20 protein-coding genes are annotated in these 21,002 nt (G+C 46.4%); 1 reads left to right on the top strand and 19 read right to left on the bottom strand.

The window, feature by feature from the left end:
* Positions 1-3: 3 nt before the first annotated feature.
* From HCN83_RS11425 to HCN83_RS11335, 19 genes are all read right to left on the bottom strand, one after another.
* Positions 4-1,059, bottom strand: a complete 1,056-nt coding sequence (locus HCN83_RS11425) for an NAD(P)H-dependent glycerol-3-phosphate dehydrogenase (RefSeq protein ID WP_168007407.1) — start codon at positions 1,057-1,059, stop codon at positions 4-6.
* A gap of 12 nt (positions 1,060-1,071) precedes the next feature.
* Positions 1,072-1,689: a glycerol-3-phosphate 1-O-acyltransferase PlsY gene (gene plsY / locus HCN83_RS11420; protein ID WP_168007405.1), complete on the bottom strand. Its 618-nt coding sequence runs from the start codon at positions 1,687-1,689 to the stop codon at positions 1,072-1,074.
* 94 nt (positions 1,690-1,783) lie between these two features.
* The gene (der, locus tag HCN83_RS11415) at positions 1,784-3,100 is read right to left on the bottom strand and encodes a ribosome biogenesis GTPase Der (RefSeq protein ID WP_168007403.1); all 1,317 of its coding nucleotides are present in this window, start codon (positions 3,098-3,100) and stop codon (positions 1,784-1,786) included.
* A 91-nt stretch (positions 3,101-3,191) separates the two neighbouring features.
* Positions 3,192-4,250, bottom strand: a complete 1,059-nt coding sequence (gene fni / locus HCN83_RS11410; protein WP_168007401.1) for a type 2 isopentenyl-diphosphate Delta-isomerase — start codon at positions 4,248-4,250, stop codon at positions 3,192-3,194.
* A gap of 121 nt (positions 4,251-4,371) precedes the next feature.
* On the bottom strand, positions 4,372-5,526 hold the full coding sequence (rpsA, locus tag HCN83_RS11405; protein ID WP_168007399.1) for a 30S ribosomal protein S1: 1,155 nt from the start codon (positions 5,524-5,526) through the stop codon (positions 4,372-4,374).
* 92 nt (positions 5,527-5,618) lie between these two features.
* A complete protein-coding gene (locus tag HCN83_RS11400; protein WP_168007397.1) occupies positions 5,619-6,206 on the bottom strand; it encodes a lysophospholipid acyltransferase family protein in 588 nt (195 codons plus the stop codon).
* Positions 6,199-6,879 (bottom strand): (d)CMP kinase, encoded by a 681-nt coding sequence (gene cmk / locus HCN83_RS11395; RefSeq protein WP_168007395.1) that lies wholly within the window; start codon positions 6,877-6,879, stop codon positions 6,199-6,201. Before cmk ends, HCN83_RS11400 begins: the two co-directional genes overlap by 8 nt.
* Positions 6,880-6,984: 105 nt before the next feature.
* Positions 6,985-7,641, bottom strand: a complete 657-nt coding sequence (locus tag HCN83_RS11390) for a flagellar brake protein (RefSeq protein WP_168007393.1) — start codon at positions 7,639-7,641, stop codon at positions 6,985-6,987.
* Between the two features lie 515 nt (positions 7,642-8,156).
* A complete protein-coding gene (gene prsW, locus HCN83_RS11385; protein WP_168007391.1) occupies positions 8,157-8,816 on the bottom strand; it encodes a glutamic-type intramembrane protease PrsW in 660 nt (219 codons plus the stop codon).
* A 42-nt stretch (positions 8,817-8,858) separates the two neighbouring features.
* Positions 8,859-9,833: an asparaginase gene (locus tag HCN83_RS11380; protein WP_168007389.1), complete on the bottom strand. Its 975-nt coding sequence runs from the start codon at positions 9,831-9,833 to the stop codon at positions 8,859-8,861.
* Positions 9,834-9,977: 144 nt separating this feature from the next.
* Positions 9,978-10,967 (bottom strand): YpdA family putative bacillithiol disulfide reductase, encoded by a 990-nt coding sequence (locus tag HCN83_RS11375; RefSeq protein ID WP_168007387.1) that lies wholly within the window; start codon positions 10,965-10,967, stop codon positions 9,978-9,980.
* A 412-nt stretch (positions 10,968-11,379) separates the two neighbouring features.
* The gene (locus tag HCN83_RS11370) at positions 11,380-12,654 is read right to left on the bottom strand and encodes a Glu/Leu/Phe/Val family dehydrogenase (protein ID WP_168007385.1); all 1,275 of its coding nucleotides are present in this window, start codon (positions 12,652-12,654) and stop codon (positions 11,380-11,382) included.
* A gap of 329 nt (positions 12,655-12,983) precedes the next feature.
* Positions 12,984-13,922: a MerR family transcriptional regulator gene (locus HCN83_RS11365; protein WP_246238207.1), complete on the bottom strand. Its 939-nt coding sequence runs from the start codon at positions 13,920-13,922 to the stop codon at positions 12,984-12,986.
* Positions 13,923-13,959: 37 nt separating this feature from the next.
* Positions 13,960-14,697 carry a metallophosphoesterase gene (locus HCN83_RS11360; RefSeq protein ID WP_168007383.1) on the bottom strand — a complete coding sequence of 246 codons (738 nt, stop codon included), beginning with the start codon at positions 14,695-14,697 and terminating at the stop codon, positions 13,960-13,962.
* A 341-nt stretch (positions 14,698-15,038) separates the two neighbouring features.
* On the bottom strand, positions 15,039-16,709 hold the full coding sequence (locus HCN83_RS11355) for a formate--tetrahydrofolate ligase (RefSeq protein WP_168007381.1): 1,671 nt from the start codon (positions 16,707-16,709) through the stop codon (positions 15,039-15,041).
* 202 nt (positions 16,710-16,911) lie between these two features.
* Positions 16,912-17,136: a hypothetical protein gene (locus tag HCN83_RS11350; protein WP_168007379.1), complete on the bottom strand. Its 225-nt coding sequence runs from the start codon at positions 17,134-17,136 to the stop codon at positions 16,912-16,914.
* A 117-nt stretch (positions 17,137-17,253) separates the two neighbouring features.
* The gene (locus HCN83_RS11345) at positions 17,254-17,820 is read right to left on the bottom strand and encodes a CPBP family intramembrane glutamic endopeptidase (protein WP_343033719.1); all 567 of its coding nucleotides are present in this window, start codon (positions 17,818-17,820) and stop codon (positions 17,254-17,256) included.
* A 1-nt stretch (position 17,821) separates the two neighbouring features.
* A complete protein-coding gene (locus tag HCN83_RS11340) occupies positions 17,822-19,273 on the bottom strand; it encodes a RecQ family ATP-dependent DNA helicase (RefSeq protein WP_168007377.1) in 1,452 nt (483 codons plus the stop codon).
* Positions 19,270-20,304, bottom strand: a complete 1,035-nt coding sequence (locus tag HCN83_RS11335) for a helix-turn-helix domain-containing protein (RefSeq protein WP_168007375.1) — start codon at positions 20,302-20,304, stop codon at positions 19,270-19,272. The genes HCN83_RS11340 and HCN83_RS11335 overlap by 4 nt, the downstream gene beginning before the upstream one ends.
* Positions 20,305-20,515: 211 nt before the next feature.
* Here HCN83_RS11335 and HCN83_RS11330 point away from each other — a divergent pair, with 211 nt between their 5' ends.
* Complete coding sequence (locus HCN83_RS11330) at positions 20,516-20,764, top strand: ferredoxin (RefSeq protein ID WP_168007373.1); 249 nt, start codon at positions 20,516-20,518, stop codon at positions 20,762-20,764.
* Positions 20,765-21,002: the final 238 nt, after the last annotated feature.

Below are 21,002 nucleotides of genomic sequence, written 5' to 3'. Positions count from 1 at the left end.
ACATCAAGGTTCCAGTTGATCAAGCGGGTCTTTGCCGCCCTCAGGCAGTGTACCACTCATGATGCCTTCGACTTCTTTTTTCTTCACTCTGCCCATGAGAGCCTCCACCGCTTTTTTCACGTCCTTATGTTCAAAAAGAACAGCATAAAGTTCTGCTGTAATCGGCATATCGATGTTGAGCTTCTTTGAGAGCTGATACGCAGCTTTCGCTGTGCGCATCCCTTCGACGACCATTCCCATTTCGTTTTCCACTTCATCGGCCGTTTTTCCTTTCCCAATCATGTTACCTGCCCGCCAGTTACGGCTGTGATGAGACGTACAGGTTACGATCAGATCGCCGAGGCCAGAAAGTCCGGAAAACGTTAAAGGGTTCCCCCCAAGCTTTACACCAAGCCTGGATATTTCTGCAAGACCTCTCGTCATTAAAGCAGCACGGGCGTTATCACCAAATCCGAGTCCGCTCGTCATTCCTGAGCCTATCGCAATGATATTTTTAAGCGCTCCGCCTATTTCAACGCCAATTAAATCGGGGTTTGTATAGACCCGGAAAAACTGATTCATAAATAAATCCTGTACTTCTTCTGCGAGTTCCATATGTATTGAGCTGCAAGTAATGGTAGTCGGCTGTCTTCTGCAAACTTCCTCTGCATGAGACGGGCCGCTTAAACAGACAACATCCGTGCGCTCCAGCTCCTGAGTGATGATTTCCGATATGCGTAAGTGTGATTCCGGTTCTATTCCTTTACTCGCATGAACAAGCAGTGCTTCCTCCCGCAGATAAGGTCGGATATCCCGCAATACTGCACGCATTGCTTTAGTCGGCACGACCAGAATAACAGCATCTGCGTTTTCCGCTGCTATGCGGATATTCGTTACCGCTTTAATCGTTTGGGGCAGATGAATATCCGGTAAGTATTTGCTGTTTGTTGACTTGGAATTAATTTCGTCTGCAATCTCTTCTCTTCTTGCCCAGATCGTCACCTCATGACCATTATCAGCCAGTACCCCGGCTAAAGCGGTCCCCCAGCTGCCTGCTCCTATTACGGCTGTCTTTTTCATATGAGCGCCCCCTTATGAACTCGTTTCTGTTTTCTGACCGAGCCTGCTTTCAGTTCCGTCCTTAAGACGCTTAATATTCGTGCGGTGCCTCCATATCGACAAAATAGTTAATCCTGCCAGGAAATAGAGATACACAGGCGGATAGGCGAATACAGGAAGTAACGCAGCTGTAAGCAGCGTCGTCCCGGACATGAACAAAAGAGAACCGAGCGACACGTATCTTGTTACAACGATTGAAATGATTGCTGCGGTACCTGCAATAAGCGCAGGCCAGAAAACCAATACAGCCATTACACCGATTGTCGTGGCGACCCCTTTTCCGCCTCGAAAACCAAAATACACCGGCCAGTTATGACCGACCACCGCTGCTGTACCGGCCATTGCTGCAAACAAAGGATCTCCGCCGCTCCAGCTGAAGCCGAGGTAAACGGCAGCGATTCCTTTTGCCGTATCTAAGAGCAATACAGTAATGGCCGGACCAATTCCCAGGACACGAAGCGTATTCGTTGCTCCTGCGTTTCCACTGCCGTGATCTCTGATGTCCAGCTTTTTTAACAGCTGACCCATCAGATAGCTGAAGCTGACAGCACCTATCAAGTAAGACACAAAGACAGCTGCAATAGCCATCATTACCCCTCCTTTCCACTGCAGGTATCCAGAAGGTGATAAAACGTACATTTATGCACCCCGGTCTTACGATAACCTGCAGCTTTTTACGAGTTTATCATTCACTTTTCTTTCTTGCTAAAATACGGATTGGTGTCCCTGCAAACCCGAACGCTCTCCGGATGTTATTTTCCAGATACCGCTTGTAAGAGAAGTGCAGAAGCTCGGGATCATTGACAAACAACACAAACGTTGGAGGCGCTACAGAAACTTGAGTTGCGTAGTTAATTCGCAGCCGTTTACCTCCGTGGTCAGTAGGCGTAGGGTTCGATGTAACTGCATCAACGATGACATCATTCAGAACGTTCGTCTTAATCCGCAGATTGTGGGCCTCACTCACTTCGTTAACAACGGGCAGAAGGTGATGAATTTTCTGCTTTGTCAGGGCTGATAAAAAGACGATAGGAGCATAGTCGAGATACTGAAATTCCTGACGTATTTTCTCCTCAAAGCGCTGCATCGTTTTATCGTCTTTTTTGACAGCATCCCACTTGTTTACGACGATGACGACTGCTCTTCCAGCTTCGTGTGCATAGCCGGCGATTTTTTTATCCTGTTCAATAATACCTTCTTCACCGTCGAGTACGGTCAGGACAACATCCGAGCGTTCAATAGCGCGAAGAGCACGCAGTACGCTGTATTTCTCTGTAGACTCGTACACTTTTCCTTTTTTACGCATACCTGCTGTATCGATGATGACATAATCCCGGTCATCTTTCGTAAACGGAGTGTCTATTGCATCCCTCGTAGTACCTGGAATATTGCTTACAATGACACGATCTTCACCAAGAACTGCGTTCACGAGCGATGATTTCCCAACGTTCGGCCGCCCGATCAGGCTCATTCGAATCGTATCATCTTCATAGCCGTCGCCTTCATCTTCCGGAAAATAAGAGGCGGCGGCATCGAGAAGGTCGCCGAGCCCCAGTCCGTGCGAACCGGAAACCGGAAAAACATCCCCCACTCCGAGACTGTAAAATTCATATAGTTTATCGTGCATCGTAGGATCATCGAGCTTGTTGACTGCGATGACGACAGGTTTATTTGATCTCTGAAGCAGTCTGGCTACTTCTTCGTCTGCTCCGGTTATACCGTCCCTGCCGTTTACGACAAAACAAATCACGTCTGCTTCATCAATAGCAAGCTCTGCCTGAGCACGCATCTGTTCCATCAGCGGTTCATTCGTTATTTCAATTCCACCGGTATCAATAATGAAAAACTGGTGGTGGAGCCAGTCTGCCGAACTGTAAATCCGGTCACGGGTTACACCTGGTTTATCTTCTACAATCGCCAGCCGCTCTCCAATCAATCTGTTAAATATCGTAGACTTGCCGACGTTTGGCCTTCCAACAATTGCTAGTACTGGTTTTGACACTTCTATCCCTGCTTTCTGATCCCGTTTCCTGCTCTGGAATCATTATATCATAGACGGCTCGTCATTTTAGACAAGGTTTTAGGAGCTGATGCTATAGAGCAGACGTGCGTCTGGCAAATACAGATGTGGAAATCCCCCGCTCTTTCAGCCACAAACCGGTGCTTCCGGATATGATAACTGGCGAGCCGGTCAAATCCTTTACTCGTTTCTTTCCAAGCGCTGTCATTCCGAGCCTTATATATTCTATCATATCGTTCATTTCCTGAGCGGTTTTTTCCAGACCTTTTTCCTGAAGGTTTTTCAAAACTGCTCCTGCCATTCCGCATGCAGCCGCTCCGCATGAGAGTGATTTCAATATATCGTCAGCCGTCCGGATACCGCCTGATGCAATTACAGGAACGTCCACTGATTGCTTGGTCTCAATCAACGAAACGGCTGTCGGAATCCCCCAGCTGTCGAACATGCTTAATTCATTCTGCCTGCGGCTGTTTTCAACAGCAGAGAAGTTTGTGCCTCCGTGTCCGCCGGTATCGATGATATCCGCTCCTGCTTCTACTGCAAGCTTTGCCGATTCCATCGACATACCAAATCCGACTTCCTTCACGATCAGAGGGATCTCGAGTTCTTTTTTCACAGCAGCTATTTTCTCAAGCAAGCCGTTGAAATGACGATCTCCTTCAGGCATCACTAACTCCTGAATCGGATTAATATGAATTTGCAGGGCATTCGCTTGGATCATATTAACTGCAGCAGCCGCTTCGTCAACGGCTGCCTCCGCTCCGATATTAGCAAATAATATTCCATAGGGACTGCGTTCTCTCATCACTGAAAACGTATCCTGCTGAGAAGAATCCTTTACTGCCGCCATTTGCGAACCGCACGCAGCGGGGACTCCCAAATTCGCTGCAAGCTCGGCTATTGCACCGTTGATTTCTTTCGTTCTTTGACCGCCGCCGCCCGTCATAGCGTTTATCATAATCGGAGCAGCTGATTTGATCGGTCCAATCATCGTTTCTACATTTGTCTGCTCTACATTAATTTCCGGAAAGCACTGGTGAATAAACTGCATATCTCTAAATCCATTACCGGAGGTGTCTGCTGTTGTAAGGGCATGCCGTATATGGTCAAGCTTTCGTTGTTCGCGCGTCATAAACTGCCTCCTTGGGGCCCGTCCACTCGCCAGTATTCAGACTGATACGGATAACATGCGGACGGACAGTTCAAAAAAACCGGCATGAGCTGGAAGCCCACACCGGAACCTGGTTCTCGTATTAGTTTTTATATTTTTTCAGCTGGTCCCCGATCATATCACCGAGGGAAAATCCGCCGTCATCTTCTTTTTTATACTCCTGCTTTCGTGCACTCTCTTCTTTTTCCTGCTTATCCTCATCAAGAACGCGGATGCTGAGTGAAATTCGTTTCTCACCGACATTCACATCGAGGACTTTCGCCTGCACCGTATCACCCTCTGTAAGCACTTCACCCGGAGTAGCAATATGGCGGTTAGCGATCTGAGAAATATGAACAAGTCCTTCTACACCAGGTGCCACCTCAATAAAAGCACCAAATGAAACGAGACGCTTAACAGTTCCTTCAATCACATCATCCTGCTTAATCTCATTTGCAATAGACTCCCATGGTCCCGGAAGCGTATCTTTAATAGAAAGAGAGATACGTTCATTATCAGGATCGACGGAAAGGACTTTAACGTTCACCTGATCTCCCTCAGATACAACATCGGATGGTTTTTCAACATGCTGATGCGCCATTTGCGAAATATGGACAAGCCCGTCTACTCCTCCAACGTCGACAAAGGCACCGAAGTCAGTAAGCCGCTGAACTGTTCCTGCGATAACATCGCCTTCTTTGATTTGTTCGAGCGTGTCTTTTTTACGCTCGCTGGCTTCTTCATCGAGCACAGCACGCTGAGATAAAATCAATTTATTACGTTCACGGTCCATTTCGACCGCTTTCAGACGAAGCGTACGCCCTTTGTAGTCTGAAAAGTCTTCTACATAGTGGCGCTCTACAAGAGACGCAGGAATAAATCCGCGGACGCCTACATCAACGACAAGTCCGCCCTTCACGACATCGGCAACTTCTGCCTCGAAAATCTCTCCGCTTTCCAGGCGGCGCTCCATTTCTTCCCAAGCCTTCTCAGCTACAACTGCTTTCTTCGAAAGGACGAGTTCATCCTCTGTAAGCTTTGTTACTTTAAATTCATACTCCTCGCCCTCCTGAAGCACGTCTCCGACTTTCTCAACGTGAAGACTGGACAATTCACTGATAGGCAGGACGCCGTCCATCTTGTAACCGACGTTCACATACGCTTGCTTGTCTTCCACTTTAGCGACAGTGCCTTTGACCAGATCCCCTACCGATAATGATCGGAAATCTGTCATTTCATTGTTCATTTCTTCTACCATTGACAATTACCTCCCTATATCCCGTCAGAAAAATCCGGGCCCTAAAACTTCTTCGTTACTAGCACTTCTCTGTCTCCGGTACAGATTCCTGCTTATTTTTGATTTTTATCTAAAAGTTCTTGAATAGCAGACATAATTTCTGCTGTTGCTTCTTCAGGTGATGCCTTCCTGTCCCTTAAAGGCTGCATGTCTACCGGACTGCCATAAACCAGCTTAATCTTTGAGAACGGTTTATAAGATCCGATCACTGCACATGGAACAATCGCTGCATCAGAACGGAGAGCAAAGAATCCAACTCCGGCAAGACCTTTACCGAGCGTGCCAGTTTTGCTCCGGGTGCCTTCCGGAAATACACCTACCAATTCCCCTTCCTTCAGCAGCTTTAAACCTGAACGCATAGCCTGCCGGTCACTCGACCCCCGTTTAATAGGAAACGCACCGAGTGCTGGAAGTAGCTTTTTTAATACAGGAAGCTGAAACAGCTCATATTTAGCCATAAAGCGCGTCTGACGTTTTAGAAACGCGCCGACAAGCGGCGGGTCAAGATTGTTGATGTGATTGCTGCACATCAGTACACCCTTTTCTTTCGGAATATGCTCCCTGCCGATAATTTCAGGACGATAAAACAACCTGAAAAAAGTACGGCAGACGAACTGTCCTGTTGCATAGAGTTTACTCATACCGTTTCACTTCCCTTACTATGCCAAGCAAAAAGGAAACAACCTCGTCGATCGTCATCGCGGTCGTATCGACTTCTAAAGCATCATCTGCTTTTTTTAACGGAGCTGTTTCACGCTCAGAGTCAATTCTGTCCCGTTCTGCGATTTCGGTCTGAAGCTGAGTCAGGTCAGATTGCATCCCTTTTTGCAGCTGTTCCGCGTGGCGTCTTTTGGCACGTTCTTCCACTGTGGCATTTAAAAAGAATTTGAAAGAGGCGTCCGGAAGCACAGCGGTGCCTATATCTCTTCCGTCCATAACCGTGCCGCCTTTTTCGGCAAGCTTTTTTTGTTTCTCAACCATTTCCGATCGAATTCGGGCATGCCTCGCTGTAAACGATACGAGGGAGGTCACATCCTGCTGCCGAATGGCGTCTGTTACATCTTTCTCATCTACTGTTACAAAAACGTTCCCGTTTTTCATGTCCAGTTCAAGATGCATCTGCTGAAGAATATGCAGCACAGCTGATTCATTCTCCGGGTCTGCCTGCTCTTGAAGCACTTTCCATGTTAGAGCTCTGTACATCGCTCCGGTATCAATATACGTGTAGCCGAGCTCAGCAGCCAGTTTTTTCGCTACCGTGCTTTTCCCAGCCCCTGCTGGTCCATCTATTGCGATATTTGCTCTCGTCATCATCCAAACCTCTTCCAGCACAAAATTTTATACGACGTTATTTTAACACACGCTTCGGCAAAGGAGAATCTTTCTTCTGTCATTCAGTCATGCTGTATGCTTCATCGCTCAGGCTAATCCGCGCTCTCTTGCTTCCTGCTGCTGCTCGAAAATATACCGAATGATAAGCTCCCGCAGGCTTTCCGGCGGCTCATGAAATTCAAAAGATGCTTTAGTCTGATAGTCGGAAGCAATGATGCGAACTGTTCTGACATGTGCCTCCACGTATTTTGTCTCTCCATTTTTAAACGGCAGTGCCAGACAAATATCTGCTCTGGTATTGTCCTTTAACGGATGACGGGATGGCAGTACACAGGACATGCCTCCCCCGGACAAGTCCAGCGTAATGGTTGTGAAAGGGTCGAACTCGCCGGCGTCGCTCCGGAATGCGCAGTCTAATGAGCAGTCAATTCGTACGTACTGCCTGCGCTGAATTCTTCGATACTCTTCTGAAGGTGGATGTTTAAGGATCAGCATCGGCAGTTTACGCTTTACACGACCCGCAACGGAGGATTCAAACATATAAACCGCTTCATCCTGTCCAACAAACGAAACGGTGAATTCAGTTCCTTCCAGAAAAAACTTAGGACGGCCGGTTTCTATGGAAACAGGATAATCAATAAAAATATATCCTTTTTGAAGGTCGAGCACTTTGCTTCTTAACTTGCTGTAATCTTCTGAACCAGATTTCAGTTCCATCTCCACAGGTGTTCCTGCCTTTATCATAGCCCCATCTCCCTGGTTAAATAGTTATATTAATTATACCAGAATGTTCCTCATCCTCCTACTGCCATTCGTATCGATCTGATCCAGCTCTTCAGCTGTTCTACTCAGAAAAGGTCAGCTCAGTTAGAACGCTGAATGTATTTGCAGATGCAAAAAAGCCGCCTCCAGCGGGCAGCTTCTTGTCATTCGGTAATATTCAGTAACCCTTTTTCTGAACGGATCTTTTCTGTAAGTTTTAGTTCGAGTCCACAGTCAACACAGCTGACATAATTTATTCCGGTGCCACGTCTATATCAAAGCGGTACTCGTTACTACAGACGCATCGTTTAAATCCTGTGTCAAATCCTCCGTTCTCGTTAGGACGCCCTCGGAGGATATACTTTTCACCACAGTCCTGACATCGAATCACGACTTTAAAGCGTTGTTTTGTTTCTGGCAAAAAATCACGTCCCTTCCATACAGGTATAAAGCTCACCCTTTTCTGCTCCCTACTATACAATGCATAGTCCGTTTATTCAAGAAATGTGCAGAGCGGAGCGCTGAAGACGGTTTGCCTTTTTCACCTTCCATATTGCTAGAATCCACAGCCCAATCATAAATGGTACGGCTGTGAATGCCGCAGCATCGCGTGAAATGACAAGAAAATTATAGCTGAAATGGAGCAAAACGGGAAAAGCCAAAGCCAGGAAAAGATTCAGATTCCGATGTCTGCCAAACTTAGCCCGGCCGATATAATAACCCATGACGACAGCGAAAAGTGCATGTCCGGAAACCGGAAAAACGGCTCGGATGAAAGCATAGTCGAGACCGTACTCGAGCAGATAAAAGATATTTTCAACAGAAGCAAATCCCAGCCCTACTGCGCAAGCATACACAATCCCGTCGTAACGCTGATTAAAATGGATATGAGTGTAGACAGCAGCAAGCACCGTAAACCACTTAAAAAGTTCTTCCAGCAGTGCAGGCACTGCCGCTGTCCCGGACTGTGTCTGAGCAAGAGTAGTTTCTGTACTGATAATGTACTGAGCAAACATTACAGGCAGAACCAACAGAGCACCAAACAAAAAACAGCGGATAACCATATGAACAGGCTCTTGTTCAAATTCATCTTTTAAATAGAAATAAAATAGAAGCGCCAGTGCCGGAGCCACAGCCGCCGCCAGTAAACTGAGCATTCCCGACCCCTCCTGCTTTTACATCATTGCTGTTCGCCGTGCTTATGTGGCAGGATGATCAATCGGGCCGAAATAATCAACTGGATTGAGTCCGGCTTTCAAGCATGCCGTTAAGCGGATGCGGGCTTTTTTACTGTCGGCGTCCCTGCCAAGAAGCACTCCCTTATTTATAAGATCATATGCGCTTCCTTCATAGTCATAAGTCGTATAAACATGTCCTTCTTCAGAAGCCGTTGTCAGCACAATTGGAATTCCCGCCCTTACCGCGCGTCCGCAAGCCGCAGCCAGTTCTTTTGTGACCTGTCCTCGTCCAAGCCCCTCAAGTACAATTCCGTCCACATGCTTATCAATACACGCATTTATCAGCAGATCATCCGCTTCTACATGTGCTTTAATTAAAATGACGCGCGGAGAAGCAGCTTGATTTACGGAAAAATATTCTCTTCGAATTGGTCGCTGATACATGTGAACGACATCATTGTCAATAATGCCAAGATAACCGAATCCGAATGCGTTAAAGCCCTGTACATTGGATGCATGTTCTTTCTTGACGTATTCTGCAGAAAAAATTCGTTCATTAAAAACAACTACTGTTCCTATTCCGGATACCTGTGAAGATGCAGCAGTATAAACAGCATGGCGCAGATTAATAAAGGCATCGCTGCCAAGCTGATCCGGTGAACGCTGAGAGCCTGTAAAGACGACCGGCCGGTCACCGTTATATGTCAGATCAAAATAATAAGCAGACTCTTCTAATGTGTCTGTTCCGTGTGTAACAACAAATCCATCTGACCAGCCGTCTTCCTGGATCTGCTCCCTTAACAGATCGATATCCGACAGTGTTATATGTATACTTGCTTTTTGAAGAACGGAAACTACCTTAACTTCAATATCTTCGGGCAGCCGCAGTTTAGCTGCCAGCTCTTCGCCCGTATAAATACCCGCTTCGAGTCTGCCTTTTTCATTCCGACTGCTCGCGATTGTTCCGCCTGTGGTCAATACCGTTACTTTTTTCAATCTTGTAAGCTCCTCTCCTGATCAATAAACTAAATGAACAGCCAATTGAAGAAGCTGTCAGCTGCGAGCGTGCAGGTTTATAATGTGCAGCCGCCAGTAAATTCTGATAAAAAAGCGTGCCGGGAGAGCATGCCAGCTCTCCCGCTAATGACTCGGCTGTACCTCTTTTTCCTGTACCGACTTCGCAATAAGCTTACCGTGCCACCGCCCATTTTCAATAAATATCTCATTTGCATTATTCCCGGCAGCAATGACGCCGGCAATATAAATGCCTTCTGCATTCGTTTCCATTGTTTCCGAATGAAAAGACGGCCTGCCGGTTTTCTCATCGACGGCAACTCCCATATGGCGCAGGAAACGGTGGTCAGGGCGATAACCGGTCATCGCAAATACTGTATCGCTTTGAAGTCTGTGCTCGACACCGTCCTTCCGGTAAACAATGCATTCAGACTCGATCCGGCATACTTCCGCTTCAAATACCATGTCAATCTTTCCGTGACGGACGAGACTATCAAACTCAGGCAGAATCCACGGTTTAATGCTTTTCGAATAATCGCTTCCCCTGTAGAGCACTGTAACCTCTGCACCAGCTTTTTCGAGTTCAAGTGCAGCGTCGACCGCAGAATTTTTCCCGCCAATAATTGTTACCTTTCGTTTGAAGTAAGGATGTGCTTCGTGAAAATAATGATGCACATGCGCCTGATCTTCACCAGGAATTTTCATGAAATTAGGGGATCCGTAATATCCAGTTGCAGCTATAACATATCGGCACTGATAACGCTTTTGTTTATCTTTATGCTCTGACGTTACAGCAAAGCCACTCTCTGTTTTTTCCACTTCTGTTACTTTTTCGTAAGGGTGAATACGCAAGTTGTATTCCTCTGCAGCTCGTCTGTAATAAACGAGCGCTTCATTTCGCTTCGGCTTCCGCTCTGTGCTGTAAAACGGCACTTGACCAATTTCAAGCTTCTCACTCGTACTGAAAAACTGCTGATGAGTCGGATACTGATATATTGCATGAACGAGGTTTCCTTTTTCTAATATTAGAGCATCAATACCGCGTTTCTGGAGCTCGATTGCTGCAGAAAGACCGCATGGCCCCGCTCCAATGATAATAACTGTTTCGCTTTTCAAGCCTATCGGCTCCTTTCCTGCATCTGAACTGCTCCTTATTTTATATGATCCAGACGAGAAACTCAAAAATACAGCTAAAGAGTCTTTATAAATTCACGGATCTGCGATTTTTCCTGGCCCGGCTGCATTACGTCCACGTATTCTTTCCCGGCAGCAGCGCATGTCCGCTCATCAAACCGCACCAACATTCGTGTATGAGAGCATTGTTACACCGTTTCGTTCTGTTACCATAAAACGGCGGTATCGTTAAAGCCTGCGCGGCAATTAGTATGACGCTCTGTGCAGCATATACTTATATAATCAAAGCCGATAACCTTTATGTCATCAAAATGAACCGGCAATCTCTCAAGAGGATTGCCGGTTCATTTTGGTTTTAGCGAGACTGGTTAAGACAAGCCTCAATTTTCATGCTTTAAATCCAGCCTCTGAATCGGCTTGCTTCAGCCATTTTACGCACGCCGACCATATAAGCTGCCAGTCTCATATCGACGTTACGCATCTGTGCGACCCGATACACATTATCGAATCCCTTAATCATCACTTTTTCAAGTCGTTCTTCGACCTCTTCTTCCGTCCAGTAATAACCTTGATTATTTTGAACCCATTCAAAATAAGAAACGGTTACCCCTCCCGCGCTCGCAAGAACGTCCGGCACCAGGAGAATGCCGCGGTTATAAAGAATCTCAGTGGCAACCATAGTAGTAGGTCCGTTTGCTGCTTCCACGATAATACTCGCTTTAATGCGGTTCGCATTTTCTTCTGTGATTTGATTTTCGATCGCAGCAGGAACTAGAATATCACATTCCAACTCAAGCAGTTCTTCATTCGAGATCGTATTTTTAAAGAGATTTGATACAGTGCCGAAGCTGTCACGCCGGTCGAGTAAGTAATCGATGTCCAGACCTTCCGGATCGTAAAGAGCGCCCTGAACGTCGGAAATACCGACTACCTTTGCACCGGCCTCATGCATAAACTTAGCCAGGAAACTGCCTGCATTACCAAACCCCTGAATAACGATTCTCGCACCTTCAAGGTTAATTCCTCTTCGTTTCGCAGCTTCTCTGATACAAATGGTAACCCCTTTTGCTGTAGCAGATTCTCTGCCCTGAGATCCGCCCAGCACGAGTGGTTTTCCTGTGATGAATCCAGGGGAGTCAAACTCCTTCATTCTGCTGTATTCATCCATCATCCAAGCCATGATTTGTGAATTCGTTTGTACATCCGGGGCAGGAATGTCTTTGGTAGGACCTACTATTTGTGAAATTGCCCTGACGTATCCTCTGCTGAGCCGTTCCACTTCTGGGAAGGACATTTTTCTGGGATCGCAGATAATGCCTCCTTTTCCCCCGCCGTAAGGAAGATCCACGATGCCGGCCTTCAGACTCATCCATATTGACAGCGCTTTCACTTCTGTTTCCGTAACATCCGGATGAAAACGTACGCCGCCCTTTGTCGGTCCGACAGCATCATTGTGCTGAGCCCGGAACCCGGTAAAAATCTGAATAGAACCATCATCCATACGTACTGGTATTCGTACAGTCATCATGCGCATCGGCTCTTTTAACAATTCAAAAACTTCCTCTGAGTAGCCAAGCTTCCCAAGTGCTTTGTGAATAACGGTCTGGGTCGAGTCCAGTACATTATCTTTTTTGTCAGCTGCTACTGGAGCTTTAGCTTTTTCATCCATTCATTTCACCCCTGCGTGTCGTCTCTAATACTATCTGCCTTCACTACCTACTATAAAGAAGTGTAATCCATTTTTCCACACTCTTTTTGCTTCTGCAGGATATATTCGAATCTTCTGACTGCTGCTTGTATGGAAAACATCAAATTCGCCTTCGTGCAGGCAGTTAAAGTTGAAGCATCCGAACTCTGCATCAAACTCCGGTTTACGCCGGCCTGAAAGGCTTCGATGGTTGGCAGGTGCTGCTGACGCCTGCCCATAAAAAGGTCCGGACCAGCCACTATCAGGCGAAGTCCGGACGATTATGGTATTATTCCTGTCAGCGCTAGAGCCTAGTTTTCTTTCAGCCATTCACGCCATTCTGTTTCCGAGCTGCCAATTAAGTATTCTCTGCATGCAAGCTTCTCATCGCGGCTCATCTGATCGACAGCATGACCGCCAAGTCCTACTTTGATAAGGTTCGACTGATGAATATCATCCGCGAGTTTTACAGCTTTCTCTCGATGCGCCGGGATCGTCGATGCAATCACTACCATTTTTGCATCCACCTCAGCCACTACTTTTTTAACGTCTTCTCCCGGAATACCTGCACCTAAATAAATTGTTTCGTATCCTCTCTGCTTAAGAAAATACGTAAAAATGAGAAGTCCGATTTCATGCGAATCATCCGGACCGCAGACACAAATCACTTTCGGAAGAAACCCATTGACGGGCAGCGAGTGAAACACCATCCCGATCCTAGTTCGTAAAAGTGATGTGACAAAATGCTCGTGGGCGGTAAGAATTTCACCACGCTCCCACTTCAGACCTACTTCCTGCATGATTCCTCCCAGAATATGAATCAGTACTTTTTCTGTTGAGAACATGCTGAATGCCCGGTCAATGAGTTCGTTTGATTTACTTTCATGAAATTTCAGCAGTTCAAATAACAACTGCTCTTTTAACAGGTCCATTTGATTCGAATAGCGAGGATCATGTTCAATGAAGGCCGGCTCTTCCTGCTTATTGAGAAGATCAACAGCCTGTCCGATCGTAAAACCGTTTTCCACCTTGTTGACAATCCATTTTAAGATCCTGACGTGCTCATCCGTATAAAGTCTGTGGCCTGCATCATTACGGACTGGCTCAATCATGTTGTAACGCCGCTCCCAGGCCCTGAGAGTCCCCGCATGAATGCCTAGTAGGTTGGATACAGCTTTAATGTTATATTTGCCTTGCGGTTCACCCATACCTGCGTCACCTGCTTTTTCTATATTCGTTGCATACGTCATTAAGATTATAGCACTTTCCGACTGTTTTCAAGCGGAGCTAATGATGATTAATCATATTTATTGAATGAATATGAGGAGGGGCCCCTAACCGAAGCGGGATTTTTCTCGTCCCGTATCCGTTTGAAATCAGCAGTTTTGTTCGAAAACGACTTTTCATGCCTCCTACTTCATCGAGTCCAAAAGGACCGAGACGAATTTGGCCGCCGTGCGTATGACCGCTTAAAATGAGATCGGGCCGTCGATTTAAACGCACTGTAAGCGGCGTTCTCGGATTGTGGCAGATCCAGATAAAAGGACCTGAAGCTTTCATCGGAATCGACATCAGCTTATGTGGCTTGCCTGCCAATTCATCATCGCTTCCGGCCAGTATAAGACCATTCTTAAGCTGCACCCATTCATTGACGAGCAGCCGGACATCGAATTTTTCGTAAAAGCCATGCAAAAGCGGCAGCCGCCGGAAATCATGGTTACCTCTAACTGCATAAATTGGACCAATTTCTTTTAAAAGCACTAAATTGTCACGGATGACGGACACGGCTGTCTCAGAGTCTGCCATATCACCGCCAATGATAACAGCGTCTGCAGGTTTAGGGAAGAATTGGATATCATTCTTCCGCAGCCGACGGGAATGAAGATCACTTATAAAAAGAAGCCGGCACTTCATGCCAGCATGAGAAACAGAAACTGAATGCTCCAGCATTTGGGTAGCATTCGCCCGCCAGCGCATATGCAGTATGCCTGCCAGAATAGCAGCAACTCCGATTATACGCTTCATTACGCCCTCCCGAAGGTTTGTACATTTGTTAGTCATATTCTATCATATGCTTGTGCATAAAGGAAAAAAGAAGCCTTCCTTTACTTTTCGTGCGCCATAGTATAGGAATCAACAGGCTGTCCTGAATGCTTCACAGGTCTTGCCATTAGCCTGCATACTAACGATTATTCCTGTTCCGCTTGCTTTATCAATGCCTGCTAAACCAGTAAAAAACGGTCATGAAGCAGGTTTATGGTTTGTCGAAACAAACTTCTTATGAAACTGGCACAGAAGATGGCCGCAGCTTTGATTATATAAAAAACGCACTGGAGACAGTTGTCTCCGGTGCGGCTGTATACGATTTAAAATAAACCAAGTGCTTTTCCGTCCGAAGTTACATCCATGTCTTCAGCTCCGGGACGTTCAGGCAGTCCCGGCATTGTCATCACATTTCCTGTCAACACGACGACAAATCCGGCTCCTGCTGATATACGCAGTTCACGAACGGTTACAGTAAAGTTTTTCGGCCTGCCGAGTGCGGCTGGATCATCAGATAAAGAATACTGTGTCTTTGCCATGCAGACCGGCAGACTGTCCCATCCGTTTTCTTTAAACAGTTTTAACTGCTTTGATGCGTTGTTGGAAAACACTACACCTTCACCGCCATATACCTTCTTAACAATCGTATCGATTTTTTGTTCCAGTGAATCTGCAGCCTGATATAATGGCGCAAAAGCGGCCGTTTTTTCTTCTATCAGCGACGTTGCTCTTTCCGCAAGTGCGCGCCCCCCTTCACCGCCTTTTTCCCAGACTTCAGCAGTTTCAACCGGTATATGATGATCGGAACAGATTTGCTTAAGTGCGTTCATTTCCTCATCCGTATCGTGCACAAACCGGTTTACCGCGACGAGAATAGGGAGCCCGAATGATCGAAGCGTTTCGGCATGTTTTAGTAAATTAGCGCTTCCGGCACGCAGAGCTTCCACGTTCTCTTCTTTCAGTTGGTTTTTATCAACACCGCCGTGCATTTTCAGTGCCCGCACCGTCGCAACAACAACGACCAGATTCGGCTTCACCCCTGAAGAAGCCGCTTTGATATGCAGGAATTTTTCTGCTCCGAGGTCTGCTCCGAATCCGGCTTCCGTTACGACATAATCTCCGAGTGATGCTGCCATCTTCGTTGCGATAACGCTGTTACAACCATGTGCGATGTTTGCAAATGGTCCCCCGTGAATTAATGCCGGCGTGTTTTCCAGCGTCTGAACAAGATTTGGCTTAATAGCGTCTTTTAACAACAGCGCCAGTGCACCTTCTACATTCAGATCGCCGCAGGTAACCGGTTTATTTTCAAACGTATAGGCGACCACCATCTGTGCTAAACGCTCTTTTAAATTGTCAAGGCTGTCTGCAAGACAGAGGATGGCCATAATCTCGGAGGCCACGGTGATGTCAAAGCCGCTTTCGTGGGGTACACCCTGGAGTGGTCCGCCGAGCCCGGCTACTATATTTCTGAGTGAGCGATCGTTCATATCCATTACGCGCTTCCAGGTAAGCTTTCGGACATCGATGTTTAACGCATTGCCTCGATGTATATGATTATCCATAATAGCTGTAAGCGCATTGTGAGCAGTCGTTATCGCATGTATATCACCTGTAAAATGAAGATTGATATCTTCCATAGGAATTACTTGAGAATACCCGCCACCGCAGGCCCCGCCCTTCATTCCCATTGTTGGGCCAAGTGAAGGTTCCCGCAATGCAACGACAGCTTTTTTACCAATTTTATTTAATGCCTGCCCCAGCCCGACCGTAACTGTTGATTTACCTTCTCCGGCCGGTGTCGGGTTAACTGCTGTTACCAAAATCGTTTTAGCCTCCGGCTTCTCATCGATTAAGTCCAGCGGCAGCTTTGCCTTAAAGTGGCCGTATGGCTCCAGTTTTTCTTCGGGGATACCGAGATCCTCTGCTATGTGTTTTACACGTTTGATTGATGCCTTCTGGGCAATTTCAATATCTGACGGAACTCTGCTCATAACATCACCTCTTTTGGTAATTGACAGCTTGCTTTTTTCTCTGCCTTTTCCATCATATCTTACTTAGCTTAAGATCTGCAATCCGTTCTGTGAAAGCGCTGTCAAAGAATCGCATATTATGAACGGGCATTATTTCAAAAGCCAACGTCCGGAAGGGTGTGAAAGACGGTATGCTGACGCTGAAAAATCCGCTGATAACACCTCAGCGGATTTGCTCGATCCATACAGGATAAGTGAACATCGCTGCAACAATTGTAAAAAACAAGACGAGCCAGATACGTACGAGTGGAAACTGAACGTTTCCGGTTTTCTTTTTCTTCTTCTTTTTTCTGCGCGGAGTACTTTTACTGCTGTGCTTGTCTCTTCTGGAAGGAAACGGAGTTTCTTCCTGTTCTTCCGTCAGCGTTTCTGCTCTCTGTTCACTCATAGTCCCACCACCCTTTTTATACCTGCCTATACCTTACCACCTAATGACAGGAAAAACTATAGTCCTTCTGCGAAAATCAGTCAGCTTCGCCTGAGTCTGACTGATTGTGCCACCTCTCTATGAGAGTACTTTATAGCGTATAAGCAACCCTAGAATAAAATCAATAAGAAAGTGTGCAAGGATTACACTGAGAAGTGTTCCGGTCCACTCGTAAAGCAGACCCAGTCCAACACTCATTATAACAACAAACGAAAACAGAAATATATTTTTCAGGTACCGCACGTGTATCAGAGCGAATAATAATGACGCTGCTATAAGTCCAAACTGTTCCTGAATAACCCCTCTGAAAAGCACCTCTTCACACACTGCTACTATAAGGCTTACCACAGCGATATGAACAGGGTGCATATGCCGGAAAATTCGTTCATTGACTCCACCGTCATCGAACCAGCGTGGGGGAAGCGTTTTGTAAAAAAGAATTTCCAACAGAATGACCGCCGCTGCAAATGCTATTCCCGCAAGAATAGCTGACGTATGCCAGGAAATGTTTATAAATGGGGTGAATATGGAGCCAGTCAGAAAAAAGGCGCCTGCAAGCGCTGCTGCGAGCATAAATCCCTGGGTGGCATACAGATTTGCGTACAGTTCTTTGTCAGTTAACTGATCCAGCATCTCACGCTTCACGTTATCCGGCTCCAATGTGCAATTTATTCTTCAGCAGTTCCTGCCAGTTATCCACTGATCGTTGACGGGGTGGTAACGATTCAATGTGAGGGTTTGCATGACAGTTAGAGCAGCAGTTCTCTTCTGCGGAATACGGAACCTCTTCAAAATAACTCAAAATTTGTTTTCGATAGCACGAGGTGGAATTGCAAAGAGTTGTGATTTGCCGGATTTGTTCAGCCCGCTCCTGTCTGCGTTTATCAAACTGCTGGATCAGTGCTTCAACAATCTCCTGCCCGGTCTTTTCCCTGTTATTCTCATTGAACCGGCTTATTAACAGCGATGCTGTATGCTCTGCAAAGGCTGCATCCTCCACAACCTGTGTCAGATCTTTGTTAGCTTCTGCAGCAGGCAGCAGGACATTTCTCATCCAATCTGTTCCGGGAATTTCCATCTCAACAAAATGCCATGGAAGCATCATGTCTCTGTCAGCAACGACCGCATGAGCGATCGCTCTATTACCATCTCTTCCGGCTCTGCCAATTTCCTGCACATATTGTTCGACCGATGCCGGCATATACCCATGAACAACGGTCCGGACGTCGGGTTTGTTAATCCCCATTCCAAATGCGCTCGTTGCAAACAGCACGTCAATCTCATTGTATAAAAACTGACCCTGAATACTATTGCGGTCCTCAGCATTCATTCCTCCGTGATAAAAAGCAGAGGGTCCTTTATAAAGGCTGCTCCAGACTTCTGCATCTCTTCTCGTTCCCGTATAAATAATACAAGGTTTTGCTGATGCTGCAACCAGCTTCAAAAGATGCTGCTGCCGGCTCGTTGGTTCGTTCATTCTCTCTATTGCAATAAATATATTTTCCCGGTTGACAGAATGAGCTTCAATCAAGGGATGATGAAGCCGCAAGGATGAAGCAATATCTGTCCTTACAAGCTCTGATGCAGTGGCCGTTAAAGCGAGCAGCACAGGGTTCCCGAGCTCCTCTCTGACCTCTCCAAGGCTTTTATAATCGGGCCGGAATTCATGTCCCCATTGAGAAATACAGTGGGCTTCGTCCACTACGAGCAGTGACACTGTAAGCTTTTGCAGCCGCTGCTTAATCTTGTCAACCGCAAGCATTTCAGGAGAAACATATAATAGCTTCAGCTGGGAAAGCTGCTGCCATATTCGCTTTTTTTCTTCCGGCTGTTTATTTCCGTGAAGTGCGGCTGCTTTTTGAAAACCGTTCATTTTAAGCTGAGTTACTTGATCATCCATCAGCGATACCAGCGGGGAAACGACGATCGTGAGGCCCGGCAAAATACCTGCTGGAAGCTGATAACATAATGTTTTTCCGGAACCGGTAGGAAGCACAGCAAGCGTATCACGCCCATTTAAAATGGACGTGACGACATTCTCCTGTCCTGGCCGGAACTCCTTAAAAGGAGTACCTTGCAAAAGTTCTTTCGCATTCAAAGCTTCCCCTCCTTTCGGTTTTTCATTAAAGCACCAGCAAGGCGGATGTCAAAGTAGCTTCCCTTATCACCTGCGGTTTCTTTTATATCTTTTAAACTGGCCTGCTGACCGGCATCTTGAAGAATCACGGTGAGTTCTTTCAGCTTTTCAGACGGAATATACCTGGCAGCCGGAAAAGCGGAATCAAACATTGCGAGCTCGACGAGATGATCTTCAACGGTGCTCGATTTCAACCCGCGCTCAGCTGCAATCTCATCCTTTGATTTCCCATTCATTACGAGTGCCCTTGTTTTAACCGCACTATTTGTTAAGGCTGACTGCTGCTTGACGTGCGAAATAAGCGGCAGAAATTCCTCAGGCCATTCCGTACTCATCAGCTGGTGAATGACGCTGCGCCAACGTAAATAAACTTCTTCTTCCGGCATGCTGCCTGCCAGCTGTTTTACCGTCTTTCCTTGCGATTGATTTCCTGCAAGTCTGGAGACAAAGATTAAAGCACTTTTATCCGGGAGCTGACGCAGCTCCTGATCAAGCTTCTCGTAAATCAGTCTGTTCACACGTCTGCTGCCAGCACGTTTAATAATACTGCGAACCGCGTCACGCTCGTCGGCTTCAGCGTAAACCGGCAAAAAGCCTCTGTTAGTCGAAGCAAGGGAACCAGCAGCTTGCACCGTTAAATTCAGCTTCCGCCAGAACACTTCAGCAAATCCGGTCCATTCATATTCACGGCCTTGAAAATACAGCTCATTCATCCATGCTGTCTGCTTTAACAGATGATACCCTTTGTCTGTCACTGCAGAACGGCGATTATCTCCTGTGATCATTTTCTCGTTATACAGCTGTTCTGCCAATGCAGCAAGATCTTTTCCCTTCCAGCATCTCGCGGCACCGGCCCATTGATTTAATTGAAACAGCTCAATGTCCTGTATCGTCTGTGCAGAACGTTTCCCCTTAAGTATATGAACGGCTCCAGAAGCAGACCTGCTTTTCTGAAGTTTGGAAATCACGTGCAGCAGTAAACCCTTCAACATGTCCACCTCCCCGACATCAGCGATTCAATTGCTTTGCCTTCTATTCTAAAGAAAAATAACCGGCTGCGCCAGCGGACTGGTTAAGCGTATTCGCTTTGCCTGTTGAAATCTTTAAGGAGAACCTTTACAATTAAACATCGTAGGAAGTACGAATCGTTACGAATTCCAGCCGCTATGGCTTTTGGAAGATACTTATATAGGAGGTAAGGAAATGGCTAAATACACGATTGTCGATAAAGACACCTGTATTGCATGCGGCGCCTGCGGTGCAGCTGCTCCGGATATTTATGATTATGACGATGAAGGAATCGCTTATGTGATTCTGGATGATAATCAAGGAACGGAAGCAGTGCCTGAGGATCTGTATGAAGACCTGGAAGACGCCTTTGATGGCTGTCCGACAGATTCAATTAAAATCGCCGATGAACCATTTGACGGTGACGCACTAAAATTTGAATAGACTTCTTTACCCGGTCCTGTATCGCACGCTGATACAGGACTTTTTTTGTCGTAAATATAAGCCTGCTGCAAGTAATATTGATCGATAATCACGAATGGACACCCCCTTCTGTAGCAAACCATTTTTAAGATAGTTTCCTTGCCTGTCTCTGATTAGACACTCTTATATGCAGATGACAGCGCTACCATTGGTCGGACTTCTCGTCTACTCCGAAAAAACTTTTGTTTTTTGAGCGTGA

Source organism: Alkalicoccus luteus (assembly GCF_012034335.1).
Taxonomy (GTDB): Bacteria; Bacillota; Bacilli; order Bacillales; family Salisediminibacteriaceae; genus Alkalicoccus; species Alkalicoccus luteus_A.
Note: the sequence above shows the minus strand (reverse complement) of the source record. Positions and strands in the feature narration are given on the sequence as shown.